A 19778-nucleotide genomic window follows, 5' to 3' on the forward strand; every position below is an offset into this window, starting at 1 on the left:
CGCAAACCAATCTATTAGCCAAAACTCGTTGGCAAGCCCGCGCCGTCAGACCCGCGGCGTATGCCTTTGCCTCGCGCGACTCTGCGAAGCCGTGAGCGAGAGGGAAAGGGATGCGCCGCGGGTCTGACGCCCGGAGCGGTGAAACCAGCAGTTGCCCTGCGAAGCCGTGAGCGAGGAGGGAAGGTAGTCCGGCCCTCCCGGCCCAGCTCATGCTAGCGCCAAGCGCTAGTAGTTCACCACCTGCTCCTCAAAGTACGCCTTGGGGTGGTTGCACACCGGGCACACCTCAGGCGCCTCGGCACCCACATGCAGGTGCCCGCAGTTCAGGCACTTCCACACCTTTACGCCCTCACGCTCAAACACCTCGCCCGACTCGATGCGCTCGACGAGCTTGTTGTAGCGCTCCTCGTGAGCCTTCTCGACGGCAGCGACGCCGCGGAACTTCGCGGCGATCTCGGCAAAGCCCTCCTTATCGGCGGTCTTGGCAAACTCGTCGTACATCTCGGTCCACTCGTAGTTCTCGCCCGCGGCGGCATCGCGCAGGTTATCCAGAGTGCCGGGAACGGCGCCATCGTGCAGATACTTAAACCACAGTTTGGCGTGCTCGGACTCGTTGCCAGCCGTCTCGGCAAAGATGTTCGAGATCTGAACGTAGCCGTCCTTCTTGGCCTTGGAGGCATAGTAGCGATACTTGGTGTGTGCCTGGGACTCACCGGCAAAAGCGGTCTCGAGGTTCTTCTTGGTTTGAGAATTCTCAAAATCCATAGGTGTACTTCCCTTCAACGCATGCCGCCCGTAGGCTTCGAGCGGCCTCGTCTTTAGGATGCCCTCATGCCGAAAATCTAAACCTTACAATCCTGTTCTTCAGATTTGCACGGGCTAGATGCTCAGCCAGCGATCGCCCTCGGCTCGGCAAAAGCCCTCACGCTCCAGGTCGGCCAGAATGTCCGCGACAAGCTCGCGCTCGACCGGTCCACGCCCAGCCGCCGCTTCCATCTCGTTAACGCCCACCACGGCATCAGCAAGCGTAATCCCCGCCGGCTGGCCATCGCGCGCTGCCAGCAACATGCGCACGATATGCGCGCGCTTTTGGCGACGTGAGCCCTCAAACTTTGATTGACGGCTATAGCCCGCCGAGCGCCTGGACGGATTGGGCAACGTCTTTTTTAGATATGCGCCGTAATCTAGCAACGCGTAATACCACGCGCGCGGCGTATCGGCATCATCGAGCGGCACGGCAAAGGGAGCGATCTCGTCGGTCGCCGCACCGGGGGCCGCCGGACAGGCCGCCTGAATCAGCGGCACCAGCTCGCGATCGGGAACAGCCGGTACATCGGGAAAGAAGTGATGCAGAAAGACCGTGCGCACGTTGGTCTCCAGATACACGCCCGGAAGATCAAACGCAAACGACCGGATACCTTGCGCCGTTGCCGGGCCAATACCAGGCAGAGCGACCAAGTCACGCGTCTCGTGCGGAAACTCCCCGCCCCAATCCTCTACGACCCGTTGAGCGGCCCCGTGAAGCGCCAGAGCGCGTCGGTTGTAGCCCATGCCCTGCCAAGCGTCCAAAACATCGGAAGGCGCGGCCTGGGCAAGCGCCTGCACGGTCGGAAAGCGATCGAGCCACGCCGGCATACGCGTCTCCACGCGTGGTACCTGTGTTTGCTGCAGCATGACCTCAGAAAGCCAAATGATGTACGGATCGCGCGTGCGGCGCCACGGAAGGTCGCGATAACGCAGGACCCCTTCCGAACGAATCATCGAACGAAAGGGGTCCTGAATCATATCTATGCTCCTTATGCGGCGCTATTCCTCCCGGCAAGCGCACGCGCAGGTGGCGTACTCGGGAAACGCTTCGCGGTCGGCGAATTTGGGATCGACGGCCGGGAACTGGCGGTGAGCGACGATGTCGCCGAGCGAAACGGAATCGAGGTAATCGCGCATCAACGCTTGAGCTCCGGCCCACAGGGGATGATAGCAGCACGTGCCCATGCGTGCACAGTCGCCATCGGGTGCGGTGCAATCATTCATAACCATAGGGCCCTGAACGGCCTCGACGACCTGGCGGATGGTGACGTCGTCCGGACTGACCTTGAGACGCATGCCACCGTGGACGCCACGCAGGCTCTCCACAATACCGGCCTGGACCAAACCGTGCTGAATCGAGCGGGCAAACGAATACGGAACATTGACCTCTTCGGCAGCGGTGCGAACAGAAAGCAAACGCTCCGGATCCTCGGCAAGCATCGCCAGCATACGAAGGGCGTAATCAGTCTTCCTCGATATGTCCATTTTTCCCCTTTCAAGGAATACGAACAGCTCGAACGAGCTCCGGGGCCGAGCTTGTGTCGAGACGCTAAATGACCGCAGGACATCCAAATGGTAAATCGGATATCCACTGAGTGCCGCGCTTGGAGCGAAATGCATCAGATGCGGCCTACAGTGCAATTTAGTATAACCTAACCCCCTGTCTCGTTGAACAGGTGTTGCGCAACAAAGCTGTTGTTCAGACAGATAGACTTATTAGATTTTACTTGCGTTCCCGAAGGCGCGGGGATTCTGGGCGAAGATGCGCCAGGGCGATCGTTCTATCGAAACAAAGTGCATCAAACGCAAAAAGCCACGTCCGAAGACGTGGCTTTAATTGCGTTGGCGGGAAGTACGGGGCTCGAACCCGCGACCTCCGACGTGACAGGCCGGCGCTCTAACCAAACTGAGCTAACTCCCCAGGCAGGCGTTCGCGTTTGTTTCCGCTCGCGTGCGCTGCGGGGATTAGTATACACAGAAGTCTGTCCGGCGCGCAACAACTTTTTTGAAAAATTTTTTGGGGCCATCCGGGAGGGCTTCCGGGGCTGAGGGCGGGGGTTAAGTTTGCTGCTCTACAGTCCTGCGCAAGACGGAAAGCACATTAAGTGCTTTCCTTTGCGTGCGGAACTCGCGACAAACTTAACCCCCGCCCTCAGCCCCGGAAGCCCTCCCTGCCGTCACATTGTTCGAGCCGTTGTTGTTGCTCGCCGCTTCGCGGCTCGGCGGCCCCGTTCTCCGCGGCGGGGTTGTCTAAGGTTTTTGTTGAAGCTCGGCCATTGGCTCAAATGGAAACGGGGGACGCATCTGCATCCCCCGTTTTTATTGTGGTTACTCTAGATCAATAAATTTAGTGCTTATGATCTTGCCGTCTTTGACGAGCATTCTGGCCATGGTGGGGCCTCGGGTGCCTCTGGGGTAGCTGGCGCTGCCCGGGTTGAGGACTAGGCAGCGGCCCACTTGGGCTTCTTTGGCTACGTGGGTGTGGCCGTTGATGGCTACGTCTACGGATCCCACCGGAAGGTCTTCGCGGTAGTGGGCTACGGCGAATTTGAGGCCTTCGTAGGTAAAGAGCGCAAGACGGTCTACATCGGGGCCGTAGTCGCGGTAGTAATCGTTGTTGCCCAATACGGCCCGCACAGGGGCGATGGTGCACAGGTGCTCGTAGTCCATCTCTGACGTGAGGTCGCCGGCGTGGATGATCAGGTCTGCGCCCTCAAGCTCATCCAAGAGCGCAGGCGATAAATAGCCGTGGGTGTCCGAGATGATGTCGATACGCTTGGCGCTTGCGCTGTTCATGGGATCCCTTCCGCAAAAAACGATTCGGCAGATACATACAAAAAAGGCCCCACGGCTCCGCAGACGATGGGTCTACAGGGCTGCGGGGCCAGTGTGCTAGAGACTCAAGGCCTTCTTGAGCGGCACGACGCGGCGGCGCGAAACCGGCACGCGTTCGTCGACGCCCGTAATGCCCAGCTGGATGGCGCCCGAGGGCACCGTCTCGACGTCCGTAACGCACGCCAAGTTGACGATATAGCGGCGGTGAACACGGAAGAAGCCAAAGTCGCAGAGCTTGGCCTCAAACTGCGCCAGCGAGGTCGTCGACAAAAAGCGATCATCGACGGTATAGATGCAGGAGTAATCGTCCTTGGCCATGATAAAGCGAATGTCGTCCACGGGAATGAGCACCTTGCGGCCGCCCTTTTCCACCGGGATACGCTCGATGGTCACCTTGCTGTCCGTAACCGGCTTGGCGCGTTGCATGACCTTCTCGATCGCGCGATCCAAGCGAGCTTCCTCGACCGGCTTCATCAGATAATCGACGGCATCCACGTCGAATGCCTCGACCGCATGGTCGCTATACGCAGTCACAAACACGATCGCCGGCGGATTTTTGAGCTTATGCAGCGCCTCGGCAAGTTGCAGGCCCGAGGCACCGGGCATCGAGATATCGAGAAACACGACATCCACGCGACTTTCCATAAGCATCTCGATGGCGGAGCGGACGCTCGACGCCTCCGTGATCGTGCCGATCTTGCCCGTTTGCTCGAGCAAGAAGCGAAGCTCCGAGCGAGCCGGCGCTTCATCATCCACAATCATCGCACGCAGCATAGGGATAAAACCTTTCGTCAACTAACTACGCCGGGCATCCGTCGCATGACGTTGAGCCCGTAGCCTTTTATTTTACTCTTGAATGTCAAAGATGCTCTCTGACAAATCAAGATGAAGAAGCACTTTGGTGCCCTTGCCCGGCGCCGATTCGACACGCGTATAGGAGTGCGGCCCAAAAAAGCGATGGATGCGCTCCGAAATATTGTGCATGGCCACACCGGCGCCGCCACCCTGGGGAGAGCTGGCGTCGGGACGGGCAGAGCGCTCGTCAAACAGTCTGGCGGCGGTACCCTCATCCATGCCCACGCCATTATCGGCCACGGCAATCAAGATTGCATCCTCGCCGTCTTGGTGAACGGTCACGTCGATCCTCAGGGCGTCGTCGTCGCCCATACCATGACGCACGGCGTTCTCGACAATCGGCTGGATCACGAACGCCGGCACCAGCGTATCTTCCACGTCCTCGGACACATCGAACGTCGCAAGCACGCGGTCCTCGCCAAAGCGGGCCTTCTCAAAGGTAAGGTAGCGCTTGGTCTGTGCGACCTCGCGCGAGACCGGAATAAGCGATCCCGAGTTGTCGAGCGTGGCACGATAGAACGATGAGAACTCACGAAGCAGTTCGCGGGCCCGCAGCGGGTCGGTGCGCGTAAACGATGCAATGGTGTTCAGCGTGTTGAACAGGAAGTGCGGGTTAATCTGCGCTTGCAGCGCACGCACCTCGGCGCGCGCCGTGAGTTCCTTTTGTACCTCGAGCTCGTGGATGGCGAGCTGTGTGGACAAGATCTCGGCAAAGCCCGAGGCAAGCGCGTACTGGGTACGGTCGACGGCGCGCGGGGTCTTGTAGTAGAACTTGAGCGTACCGACGGTACGATCGCCCACCTTGATGGGGGCGATAATGCCGGCGGGGACTTGGTTGTGCGAGCCGTCCGAGCCCACGACATCCACCATACGGTTGAACGACTGCACGATGCCATGTTCGATAACGTAGCGTGTGGCAAGCGTGTGGATGGGAGTATCGGGCAGCAGTTTTTCCTCAAACTCGCCCGCGCAGGCAAGCACGTTGTCCTCGTCGGTGATGGCCACCGTCATGGCGCGCGTCTCGGGCAAAATGCGCCGGCACACCAAACGCGCCGACTCCTGCGTCAGACCGCCCTTAATGTCCTCGAGCATGGCCGAGGCCACCGAGAGCGTCTCCTCGGTGTACTGGGAGCGCACCGAATCGGGATTGAGCGTCAAAAAGATAAAAATGCACAGAAAGATGCACAGCAGCGCGCAGGCAATCACCGTGGCGATCGGCTCGATACCGGTCACCAAGGCAAAAATAAAGTACACCAGCACGCAAATGGCGCAGGCAACGGCAATGATGCGAAAGATTGATATTGAACTATCGCGCTGGGCGCGGCGGTCGATCATTCGACCCCCTCCAGGATACTGATCAGTTGTGCGTCACGCCAAAGCCCGTCCATGATCTTGGGCCAAAAGCTCTGGAAACGCAGATAGCTTGCAGCGTTTTGGCGCGCATAGGCCTTTGCCTCGTCGATACCATGGCGCCAGATGCGCAGGTAGCCCTCATGCTCGCGGGTAAACACGCTGCGGACCATAGCGGTCTTGCGCACGCGGTCGTCGAGCTCGCGCGAAATCCACGGGCCCGGGTAGGGCATGAGCGATGCCGCCGTAACGGGAATGAGCTCCTTTTGATGCGCGGCGAATGTCAACTTGGCCCGTTCGTAGTACCAACGGTATACATCCTGCATAAAGCGCGGTGAGCGCTTTTCGGACTCCGGAGGCAGATGGCGCACGGTCCACTCGTTATCGAACCACACGTCGTAGCCAAACATGCGCATGTTAAAGAGGTAATCCAAGTCCTCGCCGCGGGTGATAAACGGGTCAAAGGCCACACGCGTAAAGGCGCGGGCGTGCAGGGCCATCAGGCCGCCGCACACGTAGTTGGAGCGCGAGATGCGGGTGCCCGAGAGCGCCTTTTTCATCCAACGGTTGAACTCGATGCGCTTGGTCCACCAACGATGGCAGATGCCCGCCTTGTCCGTGGGAGCCAACGGCGAGCCGTCGCGATCGTAGAAATAGCCGCTCTTGACCAAGATCGGCAAGCCCTGACGCGTCTGCTGCCCCAACGCATAGGTCGCGCGCTTCATAAAGTCGGCGTCGATGACAGTCTCATCGTCATCCAAAAAGATAACCGCGTCATGCCCCAGCACCGCAGCGCAGGCCAGCCCCATGTTGCGGATGGCACCGTAGCCTCGCAGGCTCACGCACTCGCCCGAACCCTTGGGCGCGATCTGAGCAACCCGGTCTGCGATGCGCGAGGCCTGGGTGTTGGTAACAACGGTGACCTTGAGCGTGGGATGCGCGTCGACAATCTCGTGCACGCGCAGCGACACATCGGCTGTGGCAGAAACGGGACAGACCACCAAAAGGATGATGCGCGGGATGTCGCGCACCTGCTCAAGCGAGGCCAGGCAGCGGTCGAGTTCGGGATTGTCGGCGTTGAGTCGTGTCGAATGGTCATAGGTGCCAGGGGCGTTTGCGCGAGCGTCATCGCCCGCCCAATACGTTGGAATCACGACCGTGGCGTTCATGCCTTACCCTCCCTGCAACACAAAAACGGGACGCCGCCAAACACAGGCGACGCCCCGCGACCTAGCTGATTCCATCATACCCACTTGGGCAAATCATTGCTCGCAAGTCGCAATGTTTATTGCGGATAACCCCAAAAGAGTACCGTGGACAGGCACAATAGCCGCTCACTCCTATGCGGCATGCTCTGCCGCCCGAGTCATGCGGGACAGGCGGACCAGCAGCATAAAGCCAACGACCAGCAGCACACCAATGGAAAGGACGCCCAGCGACGGGTTGCCGGTCAGCGAGGTGACGACCGACACCAGGAAGGTGCCCATAACACTTGCATAGCGGCCAAAGATATCAAAGAAGCCGTAGTACTCGTTGGACTTTTCCTTGGGAATAATGCGGCCAAAGTAGCTGCGGCTGAGCGCCTGCACGCCGCCCTGGAACAGGCCGACCATAATGGCAAGCACCCAAAACTCAAAGGCGGTCTTTAGGAAGAACGCGGCGAACAGCACAATGCCCATATAGGCGGCGACGGCCACCAAGATCATATTGAGTGTGCCCACGCGACCGGCGAGCTTGCCGTAGATGATGGCGGACGGGAAGGCCACGAACTGCGTGACGAGCAGCGCCAGGACCAACTGGGTCGAATCGATGCCCAAGGCCGATCCGTAGCTGGTTGCCATGGAAATGACCGTGTGCACACCGTCGATATAGAAGAAGAACGCGATCATGTAGACCAGCACGGTCTTGTTGTGGGCGATCTCGCGCATGGTGTGTCCGACCTCGGAGAACACGCCGCCCACGATGTGGCCGATAGTGTCCTCGGGACCGCGCTCGCGACCGTACTTCTGCTTATAGGTGCGAATGAGCGGCAGGGTAAAGATGAGCCACCAGGCACCAGTGATGATAAACGACAGACGCGTTGCCAGCATGGTGGGGACACCAAGAGCGGGACCACCCATGATAAGCGCCAGGCAGATGATGAACGGCACAGTGGAACCGATGTAGCCCCAGGCATAGCCCGAGCTGGACACGACGTCCATGCGCTCGTCGGTGGTAATGTCGGGCAGCATAGCGTCGTAGAACGTCATAGAAGAGTTGAGGCCGATGGTGCACAGCACGTACACAGTCAAAAATGCCATGGCGGACATTGGGATAGCCTGCGCCAGGCAAAGAACCAGGCCCGTGAGGAAGAAGCCCAAGAAGAACTTGATCTTGTTGCCGGCGTAATCGGCAAGCGCGCCCAGAATGGGCATGAGCATGGCAATGACCAGCGAGGCAATCGTCTGAGCGTTGCCCCAAGCGACCACCAGGTCTGCCGAGGAAGCACCGGTATTGATGGCGTTAAAGTAGATGGGCACCACCGAGGTATTGAGCAGCACGAGGGCCGAGTTGCCCACATCGTACATAACCCAGTTACGCTCGAGCTTGGTGTATTTCATGGACAGGGCCCCTTCGTATTCGCCCGATATGCAGTTAGTTCATCGTACCCCAATTGTCCAGAGGCGCCGGTAAGGATTCGGCAAAGGGGCACGCACGAGCCCTACTCCTCGCGGTCGAACTCCTCGTCGGCGCCGAGCACGCGACCGCTGTAATTGACATGGTTGGTCACGGCTTCCATATCGCCGGTCTCGATAAAGCGGGCGACCGTGCACTCGTAATCGACCAGCGCGCGGTCAAAGACCTCGGGGAAACTCTCGTTCGAGACCTCGTCGGTAAAGGGGTTCTTCCATGCCAAGTGGCCCAGGTTGCCGGTACGCTCGGGCAGCTCGGTCGTCACACGGTGCGCAAGGCCGTCGAGCAGCGAATAATCGTGCACCAAGCCCTCGATCAGGGCAATCGCGCGCGTCTTGGCCGAACCGGCCGGCTCGATAGTGCGGTAGAGCAGCTGCATGTCGGCTACGGCGCCGGCGTACTCCCCCGCCGGGATATCGATACCGTACACGCGCCCGGCGACGTAGCTCATCAGCACGCCGGCAACACGATTGATGCGGTCGGTCGTAACGATCTCGCCCGCCGGCGGATAATCCTCGACCGTTGCCCCATCGCGCTTGAGCTGCAGCATCAGCACGTCCAGGTCGCTTTCGAGCACGGCGTGAACTTGGCTGCCCGAAGCCTCGAGCTCGGGATCGGAGTCCACAATGCCAAACTGCTGCTCGTAGACAAAGGGGTGGGCATTGCGGTCGAGCACATAGTGCGACAGCAGGCCCAGCGCAAAGGCGCGACCCAGGTTGGCATCGCGCGGTTGCAGGTGCGACACGCCGTCGCGCAGACACGATAACTGGCGCGACATACGCGAGCGGTGCATGACCTGAGCAAGCAACGTGCAATCGGAAACGCGCGGCGTGAGCATGTGGAAGAAAAACGGGTCGGGGCCCTGGTTGCCCAGGATAAAGGCAATACGCTCCTCGTCGGACGTGATAACGCCCTGCGGAAGACGGTCGATGCTTTCCTCGCCAAACAGATGATGCGTAATGAGCGCAGGCATAATGATCCTTTCGATTTCATTCGATGCCACCCATTATGCCCACCGCACGGTCATGCCAAACCCACGGCGGTAAACGACGGCACGCAAGCCTCTTACGCAAGTCCCAGGTGCGACTTGACCTCAGCGGCACGACGACGGGACACCGGCACCGTCGAGCTCACGCGGTCGAGCCTGAGCTCCATCAACCCCGTGGAGCCAATCTCAACATTGTGCACGTCTTCCAAATTGACCAGATAGCTGCGATGGACGCGGATAAAGCCCTCGGAGGCCAAGCGACGCTCGAGCGAGGAAATCGACTCATTGATCAGGTATGTCCCCTCGGCACAGACCGCATTGCAAAAGTCGGCGCGCGCCTCAAAGTAGCAGACATCCGCCACGGGGATGAACACCTTTTTACCCCCGCGGTCCACCGTCAGGCGAAGGGGCTGGCGCGGGGTATGGACAGCGCGACGAACACCCAGGGCGGTTTCGATCTTGTCGAGCGCCTTCGACAGGCGCGCGTCCTCGACCGGCTTGACGACATAGTCGACAGCATCGAGGTTATACGCGTCGGCCGCGAACTCTGCAAACGCCGTCACAAACACCACCACCGGCGGCGTCTTTAGGTTTTGCAGGGTCTCGGCTAGCTCAATTCCCGAGCGGCCGGGCATCGTGATATCCAAAAACAGCACGTCGGGCTTGTTCGACAGAATCGACTCCACGGCCTCGGTGACATTGCCCGCCTCGGCAATCTGGCCCACACGTGCATCCTTTTCCAGCAGATAACGTAGCTCAGCCCTAATAGGAGGCTCGTCATCAACCACCAAGATGTTCCATCCCTCGGACATATGCGCTTCCCCTCTTTTTCTCTCAATCCAACCGCGTGCTACACCGTCATCGGCGCCGGCTCATGCGGCTCGCCGTTCAGCTCGACGATGACCTGCGTTCCCGCGCCCTCCTGGGACTTCACGCGCATGCCAGAATCTTCCCCGTAAAAGAAATGGATGCGCTGAAGCACGTTGAAGAGCGCCAGGCCGCAGCCTCGCTTGATGGAGCCGTCGGCGGTAATGCTCTCGGGCTCCTCTCGGCGATGCTGCTCAAACAGGTGCGCGCAGACTTCTTCGCTCATACCGATGCCGTCATCTTCGACGATGATCTCCAAGCCGTCATCGGTCTCAAAAGCCCCAACACGAATAGAAAGCGGCTCGGTCTCGCGCTGCGCATGCTTGATGCAGTTTTCGAGCAGCGGCTGCAAGATAAACGGCGGCACCATGCTGTCGCGCACCTCAAAGTCGATGTCGACCGAAACGCGCAGACGGCCGTCGCCATACCGGGCCTGCATAAGATTGATATAACGAGTGCCCTGTTCCACCTCATGCTCGAGCGTGGTGAGCGTATCGGAGTCAGAAAGCGTCTGACGATAGTAATTGGAAAAGTCGATCAGCAGCGATCGCGCCTTGTCGGGCTCGGTTCGCACGAGCGACACGATAGTGCTGATGGTATTGAACAGAAAATGCGGGTCGACCTGCGACTGCAGGGCGCGCAGCTCCACGCGGGCCGTAAGCTCGTCCTGGCGCTCGAGCTCAAAGCTGGCGAGCTGCGTGGAAATGAGATCGGCAAAGCCCGAGGCCAACGCCGTCTGGCGCATATCGATGCTGCTCAGGCGGGGATAGTACAGCTCGAGCGTACCCACGCAATGCCCGCGCACGGTAAGCGGTGCGACAATACCGGCGCGCAGGCGGGGAAAATAGCCACCCGTCTCATTGGAGGTGTCACGCGAAAACACGCTCTGCTCGCCCGTCTCAATCACACTGAGCGTGGTCTTGAGCACGACCGGGGTGCCGGCGGGACACTTTGTCGAATCCTCGCCCCAACTTGCCAACACCTGCTTGCCGTCGGTGAAGCAGATGGCCGAGGCGATAGTTTCGGACAGAATGATTTTGGAGGCGCCCAGGGCAGCTTCGGGCGTAAGGCCACGCGACGTGTAGCCGAATATTTTTGATGCGATGGCGAGTGTACGGTCGGTTGCGCTCGATGTGAGGTCGTCGGGGACCACAAAGACATACGAGAAAAAGAAGCACAGCATGACCAGGCCGGCAATAACGACAACGCCCGGAACGGGATTGGGATTATCGGTTAAATCCCAGATAAGCAACAGGATAAGCGCCGGAACGACAACACCGAGCAGGATGGCCTGGACCACATGCTGGGCCGTACGAAAGACCTTGGTCGAGTTGTAGCTCTTGCCCAGAATCAGCCTGTTTAAATCCACCGTCATCCCCTTTTGTCTACCGCACCCATAGCAATAAAGAGGGCCGCAAGCGACCCTCTCCATTGCATTATGCAATCAAAAACTGTGTTTTACATCCAGCCATCGACAAACGGTATCTTAGGCACTGTATTTGTTGGCCTCGCCAAAGGTGCCAGCCTCGACGATCCAGCCGTCCTTCATGATGACGTCCATGTTGTCGGTGTTGAGCACGTGGATGTCGGCGGCGACGTCACCGTTGACGACCAGCAGGTCGGCGCACTTGCCGGCCTCGATGGAACCGGTCTCGTCCTCGATGTGGCACATCTTGGCACCGTTGAGGGTGGCGCAGGTGATGGTCTCGACCGGGGTGAAGCCGATCTTGTCGACGAACTCGTACATCTCCTCGATGGAGCAGGTGCCGTACGGGGTGACGAAGGAGAAGGAGTCGGAGCCGATCGTCATGACGACGCCGCGCTTCTTGGCCTCGCGCAGGCAGTCGTAGTTGCGCTGCAGCTCCTTCTCGACCAGGGTGCCCTCGTACTTGTCGTGCAGCTCGGGGACGTAGACGGGCGGATAGGTGGCGTACCAGGTGGGCAGGAAGGCGATCGTCGGCGTGAAGAAGGTGCCCTGCTCAGCCATGAGGTCCATGGTGCGCTCATCGATATCGAAACCGTGGATCAGCTGCTCGCAGCCAAAGCGGACGGAATCGTAGGCAGCGGCGTGGTTGTTGTAGCAGTGGCTCCACACGGGGATGCCGACCAACTTGGCCTCTTCGATCACGGCCTGGATCTCCTCGGAGCAGTAGTGCTGGTCGCGACCGGAGTCCCAGCGCCAGATGCCGCCACCGGTAGCCCAGATCTTGATGGCATCGGGGTTCTCGCGCAGGCGACGACGGACGGCCTTGCGCAAATCCCAAGGACCGTCGACCTGGTCGCCCCAGGGATGCGATTCCTTGTTGAGCTCCTGGCTGCAGTGGTGGGAGTCACCGTGACCGGCAACACGGCAGAAGCCCAGGCCGGTGGCCAGAACGCGCGGGCCCTTAAAGACGCCCTTGTCGATGCAGTCACGGATCTGGATACCAAAGCGGCCGATCTCGCAGACGGTGGTGAGGCCGTGGGTGAGGCAGTCGTAGGCCTGCTTGACGGCGACGGCCTGCTTCTCGAGGAGCGGCTGCATAACCCAATCGGTGTCATCGTCGGTCAGGTTGCCCGAGAAGTGCAGGTGGGTGTCGATCAGGCCGGGAAGGACGGTCTTGCCGGCGGCGTCGATAACCTCAACGCCCTCGGGAAGGTCCTGCATAGCACCGGCATACCCGATCTTGCCGTTGTCGTCGACGAGAACGAGGGAGTTCTCGACCGGCTCGGCACCGGTACCGTCGATGAGCTTGCCGCCAACGATTGCGTACTTAGTGGACATGGTTCCTCCTTATGGATCCATATAGTGGGCGAGGCCATGTTGGGTTATGGCCTCACAAAGCTACCCAAGTGGTGCCGGGTTCGGTGCGCGGAAGAGAGGGGTCCGCGCACCCGATCCGCCCCGGCTAGGCGTTATTTTTTGCGGGAATTGGTGAAGGCCATGAGGGCCAGGCCAACGGCCAGCCAGCCGATCACGATGCTCCACTCCACCATGTTGAGGGAGGCGGGAGAGAACGGGACCACGAGCAGGCCAATGATGACGGCGCAGGCAGCGACAGCGAGGCTGATGCCAAACTTGCCGCCGGGCACCTCGTAGGGACGAGGCAGGTCGGGCTCGGTGAAGCGCATGCGCAGGCAAGCGAGGGCGACCATGCCGCAGGAGAAGATGAAGGCGAGAGCCGACACGTTGGTCAGAGGGATGAGCATGTTCTTGCCCAGGAACGGACCGATGACGGTGATGACGCCCAGAACGGCGCAGGCGAGCTTGGGAGCGCCGGACTTGGGATCGACCTCGGCGAACTTCTCGGGCAGCTGGCCCTTGCGGCCCATGGCGAGCATGATGCGGCTCGTGGCGCCGTAGAAGGAGTTCATCGGGCCCATGGGTCCAAGCGTGGCGATGACGAGCATGGCCAGGTACAGGAGCATGTTGATGCCCTTGAGGCAGGCAAGCGCGGGAACCGGGCTCTTAACAAACTCATGCCAGTCGAGGATGGTGCCGAACGAGTAGATGCAGACCATGTAGAAGCCGCCGGCGGCCAGCAGGGCCAGGGAGATGATCTTGCCGAACTTGTTCCAGTTGAGGCCCTCGGCTGCTTCCTCAGCCTGCTGAGGAATGGTATCGAAGCCGGCGTAGAAGAACGGGGTCAAAACCAGGACCGACACGATGCCGGCGAACAGGCTGGTGCCCTCGGTAGCGGGCTTGCCGCCGCCAGCACCGGTGACCTGGGAGAACACGGGCATGGCGTGTTCCGGCGAACCGGTGAACAGCGAGACACCCATGGCGAGCAGCATGCCGCAGAGCAGAGCCTTGGTCAGGAAGGCCTGGAGCTTGGCGGCCGAGCTGGCACCGCGGAAGTTGAGGAAGATGACGTAGACTGCAAAGCCGAGCGCGATTAGCGTCGGGAACAAGTAAACGTCGGCGCCCAAGATGGTGTAGAGCTTGACGGCGCGCAGCCACTCAAGACCGGGCAGGCTGCCGAACATCTCGGACACGAGGGTCGAAATGGCGATGGCCTCCCACGGGCACAGGATGCCGTTGCCCAGGGCCAGGAGCCAACCGGTGATGTAGCTCAGCGTACGGCCAAAGCTACGGTCGACATACTCGACGATGCCGCCCGAGATGGGGATAGCAGCCGTGAGCTCACCGAAAACAGCTCCGACGGGCACGAGGAAGATTGCACCCAAGAGGAATGCGATCATAGCGGGAACGGGACCGCCGCCCACGACCATCCAGTCGCCGACCTGCAGGACCCAACCAGTACCGATGATGGCACCGAAACCGATGGTGAAGAAGTTCCAGAGCGAAAGCGTTTTCTTCATGCCGCCGTTACCTTCGACTGCAACTTCTGCGTTCTTGTCCGCCATTGTTCCCCTCCTTTCCTTATTGACGCCTCTTTGGCGTCACCCCTTGCGCGGTCTGTTTTGCCGCGCGCTTTTATTTCGTGGCTTTAAGATACGGCCTTGGCACAGCAGCGCCGCTTGTGGCTCGACCGAAGGCAGAACTGCAAAACGAGCGGCGCCGTTTTTGGGACGAACGGCGGAAGACGTCATTCGTCTTGGACGCTTTCATCTTGTCTGCTTTTGAATACCTGTTGCCGCGACGCTTGGCGCGCGGCGCGGCAACGTTCATACCATTTGTCAGGCTTTTGGCGCACATACCCATGTGTCGCGCCTCTTTTTATGTAGGATAGACAAGTTACACATGAGGCAAGGTGATTCGAATGGCATACGGATACAATGACGACGACCAACGGCCACAAAGCGTGCGCCTTGCCGGCCGCACCACGCCAACGCCCAGAAGCACCTCCGACAACGACAACCCGCAGCGCCCCCAAGAGCAGCTCGGGACTTCTTCGCGGAAACAAAGCCGTACCGTGCAGCGGTCAGGCCGCGTGAGTACGAGCACACGCCAACGCCAGACCGACACATCGCAGCCACGCCGCTACGATAGCCGTAAGACCGACTACTACGTTAAGCGTTCCTTTTCGCGACCTCAACGCGATCGCGGCAATTCCGCCCCTCACCCCGCGTCGCATACCACAAGCCACGTGCTTCCGGCCCGCCGCCTACGCCTTGCGCTTTGCTCCATCGCCGCCTGCCTCGTCTTTGTGTTTTTGGGATCCTGTATCTCTCACGGATCAGCCGGTCTCGAGCCCACTGCCGAGGACAAGCTGCTTAAAGCTCCCGTCGCACCCGGTTACTCCTTTGCGTTCTCGACCCCACGCTCGCAGTGGCAGGCCGGCACCATGCCCCACATCTACCAAATTGACCCCGCATGGTCGGAGCTGCCCTATGCCGGTGGCACTATTCGCGAAAACGCTTGCGGTCCCACTTGCCTCACCATGGTCTATATCTTTAAGACCGGCCATACCGATAAGACGCCGGTCGATATATGCGCACTGGCCGAAGCCGGCAACTACGCCCCCACTGGTGCCACCGAGTGGTCGTTTATGACAGGCGGTGCGTGGCAGCTGGGGCTCAACGGAACACAGCTCTATAACAATCGCGAATCGATTACCCAAGCACTTCGCTCGGGTGCGCCCGTCATCGCCGCAGTGCGCCCCGGCACGTTTACCAACGTAGGCCACTATATCGTGCTCTACGGCATCGACGATGCCAACCAGATTGGCGTCTACGACCCCAACTCGGCCAGCCGCAGCGCCCGCCGCTGGGGCGTGGTGGAGGTCCTCAACGAAATCGAAGCCATGTGGGCCTACTACTAGTCATTGGGGACATAGTCATTGGGGACAGACTTAAATGAGTGGCCCCAGACTGCCCGGAACTGCCGGCACGGAAGGCGCATCCCACTTTGGAACTCAATGGTGAGATGCGCTTTCCGCTAGCGGTCCGTTTGGGAAACAACATCCCGCTTTTCGGCCAAATTCCGGGACGCATTTTCCCGTTGAGGACCTCAAGGGAAACTAGATCCCGTTTTGGACGTTCATCCTGGGATGCACTTTCCGCAGTTGATCGACAGTGGCCTTTAAGGACTGTCCCAAGCTGCCGGCAGGAAAGGAACGTCCCCAAGTGCCGGGTTTCCGCAGTCATTGGGGACAAACTTAAATGAATAGTCGTTGAGGACGTTCTTGTTTGACTAGTCGTTTAAGAACGTCCCCAATGACTAGGTGAATAGCAAAAGCCCCGCAGTCGGAGCGGACTGCGGGGCTCATGAAGAGAGGCTAGTTTGTGGGCGCTTTGCCTGGCGCCCACGAGAGATGCAACAGAGTAGAGACTACTCGTGGATGCGGGTACCGGAGAGACCGGCCATGGTCTCGGCGGCCTTGTCCAGGGCGCCGATGATGCAGGTGCGGCCCTTGCGGGAACGGGCAAACTTGATGGCAGCGCGGACCTTGGGCTCCATGGAACCCTTGCCGAACTGGCCCTCGTCGGCCAGGCGCTCGGCCTCGTCGGCGGTGAGGTCCTCGAGCTCCTCCTGGTTGGGCTTGCCAAAGTTGATGGCGACATGCTCAACGGCAGTCAGCAGGAACAGGACGTCGGCGTCGCAGTCCTCGGCCAGCAGCTCGCCGCCCAGGTCCTTGTCGATGACGGCGGGAACGCCCTTGTAGCAGCCCTTGTTCTCGTAGTCGCGGACGACGGGGATGCCGCCGCCACCGCAGGCGATGACGATGAACTCGTTGTCGAGCAGGTTGAGGATGGAGTCAGCCTCGACGATCTTCTTGGGATCGGGAGAAGCGACGACGCGACGCCAGCCGCGGCCGGAATCCTCGACGAAGACCTTGGAGGGATCCTCGGCCATGAACTCCTTGGCCTGCTCCTCGGTGTAGAAGGGACCGATCGGCTTAGTCGGGTTCTTGAACGCGGGATCGTCGGGATCGCACTCGATCTGGGTGACGACGGTGGCGGCGTGCCAACGCTTATAGCGCTTGTGCATCTCGCGGCCGATGCCCTGCTGCAGGTGATAACCAATGTAGCCCTGGGACATGGCGCCGCACTCGGGCAGCGGCATCTCGGGGGTACCGATGGCATCGTGGGCAGCGGCGAAGGCGTTCTGGATCATGCCGACCTGCGGGCCGTTGCCGTGGGTGATGATGATCTCGTTGCCCTGCTCGATAAGACCAAGGAGAGCGTGGGCGGTGTTGCTCACGGCCTCGATCTGCTCGACGGGGTTGTTGCCGAGGGCGTTGCCGCCGAGGGCGACGACAATACGATCGGGCTTGCCAAGAGGCTTAGACATTGCTGGAATCCTTTCTGTAAAAGGCCTACAACCCATTAATAACCCGCGTCCGTGCGATACGCGAGTTTATTAAGGTTTATATTCTCTTTATCGCTCATTTTATTCATTTTGAAAATACCTAAGCGGCGAACGGTCGATTTTACCCGCTCAGCGTAAAGAAGCCCAGTTCAGGCATATCTACGCCATTTACGTGCAACTTTATTTAAATAGAGCAGGGATTAGACCAGATTATGCAAACTATATCTTTGCTAAACACAAAACGGACAGCGCAATATCTTACTCGCACTATACGCGATTCTATACATTAATTTGACGAGTATGCACCCCTGCAAAAACATGGGGCTTTTCATCCAACATAAGGGATAGCCGATCGCGCTTCACCCCGCGGCAAGCGACTGCGAGTTCGCAGTATGGAACTTTACCGTCGGCTTCTGCATGAACGCTACCGACGCCCTTTCGCTCCTGCGCGCCCAAGCAGCCGAGAACGCTAACGGCGCCACTGTCAACCTGGCCACCCTCAACAACGGCGCCGCCAGCCTTTTCGCAAAGTACCGTGCTGGCTCGCTGGCTTTGAGGCCTAAGTGAGCTTTGCTATTTGCCAATTTTTGTATGATTTGGGTCAAATCTATTTGTCAATTTTTGTATGATTAGGGGCAAATCTATTTGCCAATTTTTGTCAATGAGGTGTTTTAATGCTACGCCGCAAAGTCACTGATAGGCTTTTGAGCTGGAAGAATAACTCCCATAAGGCCCTGCTTGTTACCGGTGCGCGTCAGATTGGCAAGAGCTATGCAATTCGCGCGTTTGGAAAGAGCAACTACGCTTCGTATTATGAGGTCAATCTGCTACTCGATGCCGAGGCAAGAGACGTACTTGTTGGCGCTAAGAACTCCATTGACTTCATCAACCGTGTGGCCCTTCTTGCGGATGCACCGCTTGTTGAAGGAGACACGCTTATCTTCGTCGATGAGATTCAGGAGTATCCGCAGATCGTTACACTTATGAAGGCGCTGGTCGAGGACGGACGCTTTAGCTATGTCTTCTCGGGGTCTATGCTTGGGACTGAGTTTAAGGGGATCTCTTCTTTTCCGGTGGGGTATGTCGAGCACATTGTTATGCGACCGATGGATTTTGAAGAGTTCTGTTGGGCAAACAGCATCAGCGAGAATGTGCTTGCAGACATTCGCAGCCGCCTTGTCGAGAGACGTCCCGTCGAAAACTATATTCATGAGGCGATGCTCAAAAACTTTAGAGCCTATATCGTTTGCGGCGGCATGCCGGAGGTCGTTCAGAACTATATCGATTCGGGCTATTCGCTCGTGAGAACGCGTGAGCTTCAAATTCAGCTAGTCGATCAGTACAAAAGCGATATCTCTAAATATGCATCGACTCGAGCGTTTAACGTTCGCTCCATTTTCGAGCAAATTCCCGTTCAGCTTGAGGCGGAGTCCCATCGCTTTATCGTCTCGTCTCTAGGCGAGGGAGCTCGTCTTCAAAAATACGAGCAGGATTTCCTATGGCTGGTGAACGCAGGCGTTGGATTGATGGTCCCCCAGGTGACGGAGGCACGAAGTCCTCTCAAGAGGACGGAGAAAACGACGGCCTTTAAACTATACGAGTCCGATACAGGTATGCTCGCATCGCGGTATCCCGGCAGCACGGCACGCGCCGTCTACCTTGACATGAAAACCCCCAACCTCGGCGGCCTCTATGAGAACGTGGTCGCACAGGAACTCGTTGCCCTCGGAGCAGATACGTGGTACTACCAAACGCGTGAGGTCGGTGAAGTCGACTTTGTAATCGAAGGTGCCCGCGGGCATGTTGTCCCAATCGAAGTCAAATCGGGCAAGAAAGTTCGAGCACATGCAGCCCTCGACCGTTTGATGAGTGTGGGCGAGTACAAAATTCCCGAGGCCGTTGTGCTGAGCCACGAAAACCTTTGCAAAGAGGGCAAGATCCTTTACGTTCCAATCTATATGACATTCTGTCTCGATGAGTTTATGGAAAAGGACGACCCCAACAACGATTTCTCGTTTGCACCCATATCTCTCTAGGTCATCTGAGTCCGCAAGTCAGCCCCCACGCCCAAAGTACTGCGCCTTTCGCGCCAAAGGCGCGAAACAGCAAGGGGATAGAAGGCAGCGACAACCAACTCCCCCACTATGCCCAAAGTGCTGCGATGTTTCGCGCAAAGCGCGAAACAGCACTGGGGCAGCAGAAGGCCAC

17 protein-coding genes and 1 tRNA gene are annotated in these 19778 nt (G+C 59.0%); 3 read left to right on the plus strand and 15 right to left on the minus strand.

Annotated features, from left to right (window positions below; genetic code table 11):
• Window positions 1-225: 225 nt before the first annotated feature.
• From rbr to DXA43_RS01465, 14 genes are all read right to left on the minus strand, one after another.
• On the minus strand, window positions 226-765 hold the full coding sequence (gene rbr / locus DXA43_RS01400) for a rubrerythrin (RefSeq protein WP_117806049.1): 540 nt from the start codon (window positions 763-765) through the stop codon (window positions 226-228).
• Window positions 766-879: 114 nt separating this feature from the next.
• Complete coding sequence (locus tag DXA43_RS01405) at window positions 880-1785, minus strand: adenine glycosylase (RefSeq protein ID WP_117806050.1); 906 nt, start codon at window positions 1783-1785, stop codon at window positions 880-882.
• Between the two features lie 21 nt (window positions 1786-1806).
• Window positions 1807-2292 carry an Rrf2 family transcriptional regulator gene (locus tag DXA43_RS01410; RefSeq protein ID WP_117629049.1) on the minus strand — a complete coding sequence of 162 codons (486 nt, stop codon included), beginning with the start codon at window positions 2290-2292 and terminating at the stop codon, window positions 1807-1809.
• 358 nt (window positions 2293-2650) lie between these two features.
• Window positions 2651-2728 (minus strand) — tRNA-Asp (locus DXA43_RS01415).
• Between the two features lie 407 nt (window positions 2729-3135).
• A complete protein-coding gene (locus DXA43_RS01420) occupies window positions 3136-3603 on the minus strand; it encodes a YfcE family phosphodiesterase (protein ID WP_117806051.1) in 468 nt (155 codons plus the stop codon).
• Window positions 3604-3699: 96 nt separating this feature from the next.
• The gene (locus tag DXA43_RS01425) at window positions 3700-4416 is read right to left on the minus strand and encodes a LytTR family DNA-binding domain-containing protein (RefSeq protein WP_006235156.1); all 717 of its coding nucleotides are present in this window, start codon (window positions 4414-4416) and stop codon (window positions 3700-3702) included.
• A gap of 72 nt (window positions 4417-4488) precedes the next feature.
• Window positions 4489-5832 carry a histidine kinase gene (locus DXA43_RS01430; protein ID WP_117757814.1) on the minus strand — a complete coding sequence of 448 codons (1344 nt, stop codon included), beginning with the start codon at window positions 5830-5832 and terminating at the stop codon, window positions 4489-4491.
• Window positions 5829-7016, minus strand: coding sequence for a glycosyltransferase (locus DXA43_RS01435; protein ID WP_117806052.1), 1188 nt, complete (start codon window positions 7014-7016; stop codon window positions 5829-5831). The genes DXA43_RS01430 and DXA43_RS01435 overlap by 4 nt, the downstream gene beginning before the upstream one ends.
• Before the next feature lie 171 nt (window positions 7017-7187).
• Entirely contained in the window at window positions 7188-8447 is a 1260-nt protein-coding gene (locus DXA43_RS01440) for an MFS transporter (protein ID WP_117736883.1), read from the minus strand.
• Between the two features lie 101 nt (window positions 8448-8548).
• The gene (locus tag DXA43_RS01445) at window positions 8549-9493 is read right to left on the minus strand and encodes a zinc dependent phospholipase C family protein (protein WP_117806053.1); all 945 of its coding nucleotides are present in this window, start codon (window positions 9491-9493) and stop codon (window positions 8549-8551) included.
• 92 nt (window positions 9494-9585) lie between these two features.
• The gene (locus DXA43_RS01450) at window positions 9586-10320 is read right to left on the minus strand and encodes a LytTR family DNA-binding domain-containing protein (RefSeq protein ID WP_117806054.1); all 735 of its coding nucleotides are present in this window, start codon (window positions 10318-10320) and stop codon (window positions 9586-9588) included.
• Window positions 10321-10358: 38 nt separating this feature from the next.
• Complete coding sequence (locus DXA43_RS01455) at window positions 10359-11744, minus strand: histidine kinase (RefSeq protein WP_233539987.1); 1386 nt, start codon at window positions 11742-11744, stop codon at window positions 10359-10361.
• Between the two features lie 117 nt (window positions 11745-11861).
• Window positions 11862-13139, minus strand: coding sequence for an amidohydrolase family protein (locus DXA43_RS01460; protein ID WP_117806056.1), 1278 nt, complete (start codon window positions 13137-13139; stop codon window positions 11862-11864).
• A 131-nt stretch (window positions 13140-13270) separates the two neighbouring features.
• Complete coding sequence (locus tag DXA43_RS01465) at window positions 13271-14722, minus strand: APC family permease (protein ID WP_117646630.1); 1452 nt, start codon at window positions 14720-14722, stop codon at window positions 13271-13273.
• Between the two features lie 356 nt (window positions 14723-15078).
• On the opposite strand from DXA43_RS01465, the gene DXA43_RS10415 reads away from it, so the two are divergent.
• Window positions 15079-16080, plus strand: coding sequence for a C39 family peptidase (locus tag DXA43_RS10415; protein WP_233539988.1), 1002 nt, complete (start codon window positions 15079-15081; stop codon window positions 16078-16080).
• Window positions 16081-16589: 509 nt separating this feature from the next.
• Here the strand turns inward: DXA43_RS10415 and arcC are convergent.
• Window positions 16590-17552 carry a carbamate kinase gene (gene arcC, locus DXA43_RS01475; RefSeq protein ID WP_006235166.1) on the minus strand — a complete coding sequence of 321 codons (963 nt, stop codon included), beginning with the start codon at window positions 17550-17552 and terminating at the stop codon, window positions 16590-16592.
• 435 nt (window positions 17553-17987) lie between these two features.
• Here arcC and DXA43_RS10250 point away from each other — a divergent pair, with 435 nt between their 5' ends.
• The gene (locus tag DXA43_RS10250) at window positions 17988-18137 is read left to right on the plus strand and encodes a hypothetical protein (protein ID WP_158549138.1); all 150 of its coding nucleotides are present in this window, start codon (window positions 17988-17990) and stop codon (window positions 18135-18137) included.
• A gap of 107 nt (window positions 18138-18244) precedes the next feature.
• The gene (locus tag DXA43_RS01480; protein ID WP_117806057.1) at window positions 18245-19606 is read left to right on the plus strand and encodes an ATP-binding protein; all 1362 of its coding nucleotides are present in this window, start codon (window positions 18245-18247) and stop codon (window positions 19604-19606) included.
• Window positions 19607-19778: the final 172 nt, after the last annotated feature.

Source organism: Collinsella sp. OF02-10 (genome assembly GCF_003463445.1).
Taxonomy (GTDB): domain Bacteria; phylum Actinomycetota; class Coriobacteriia; order Coriobacteriales; family Coriobacteriaceae; genus Collinsella.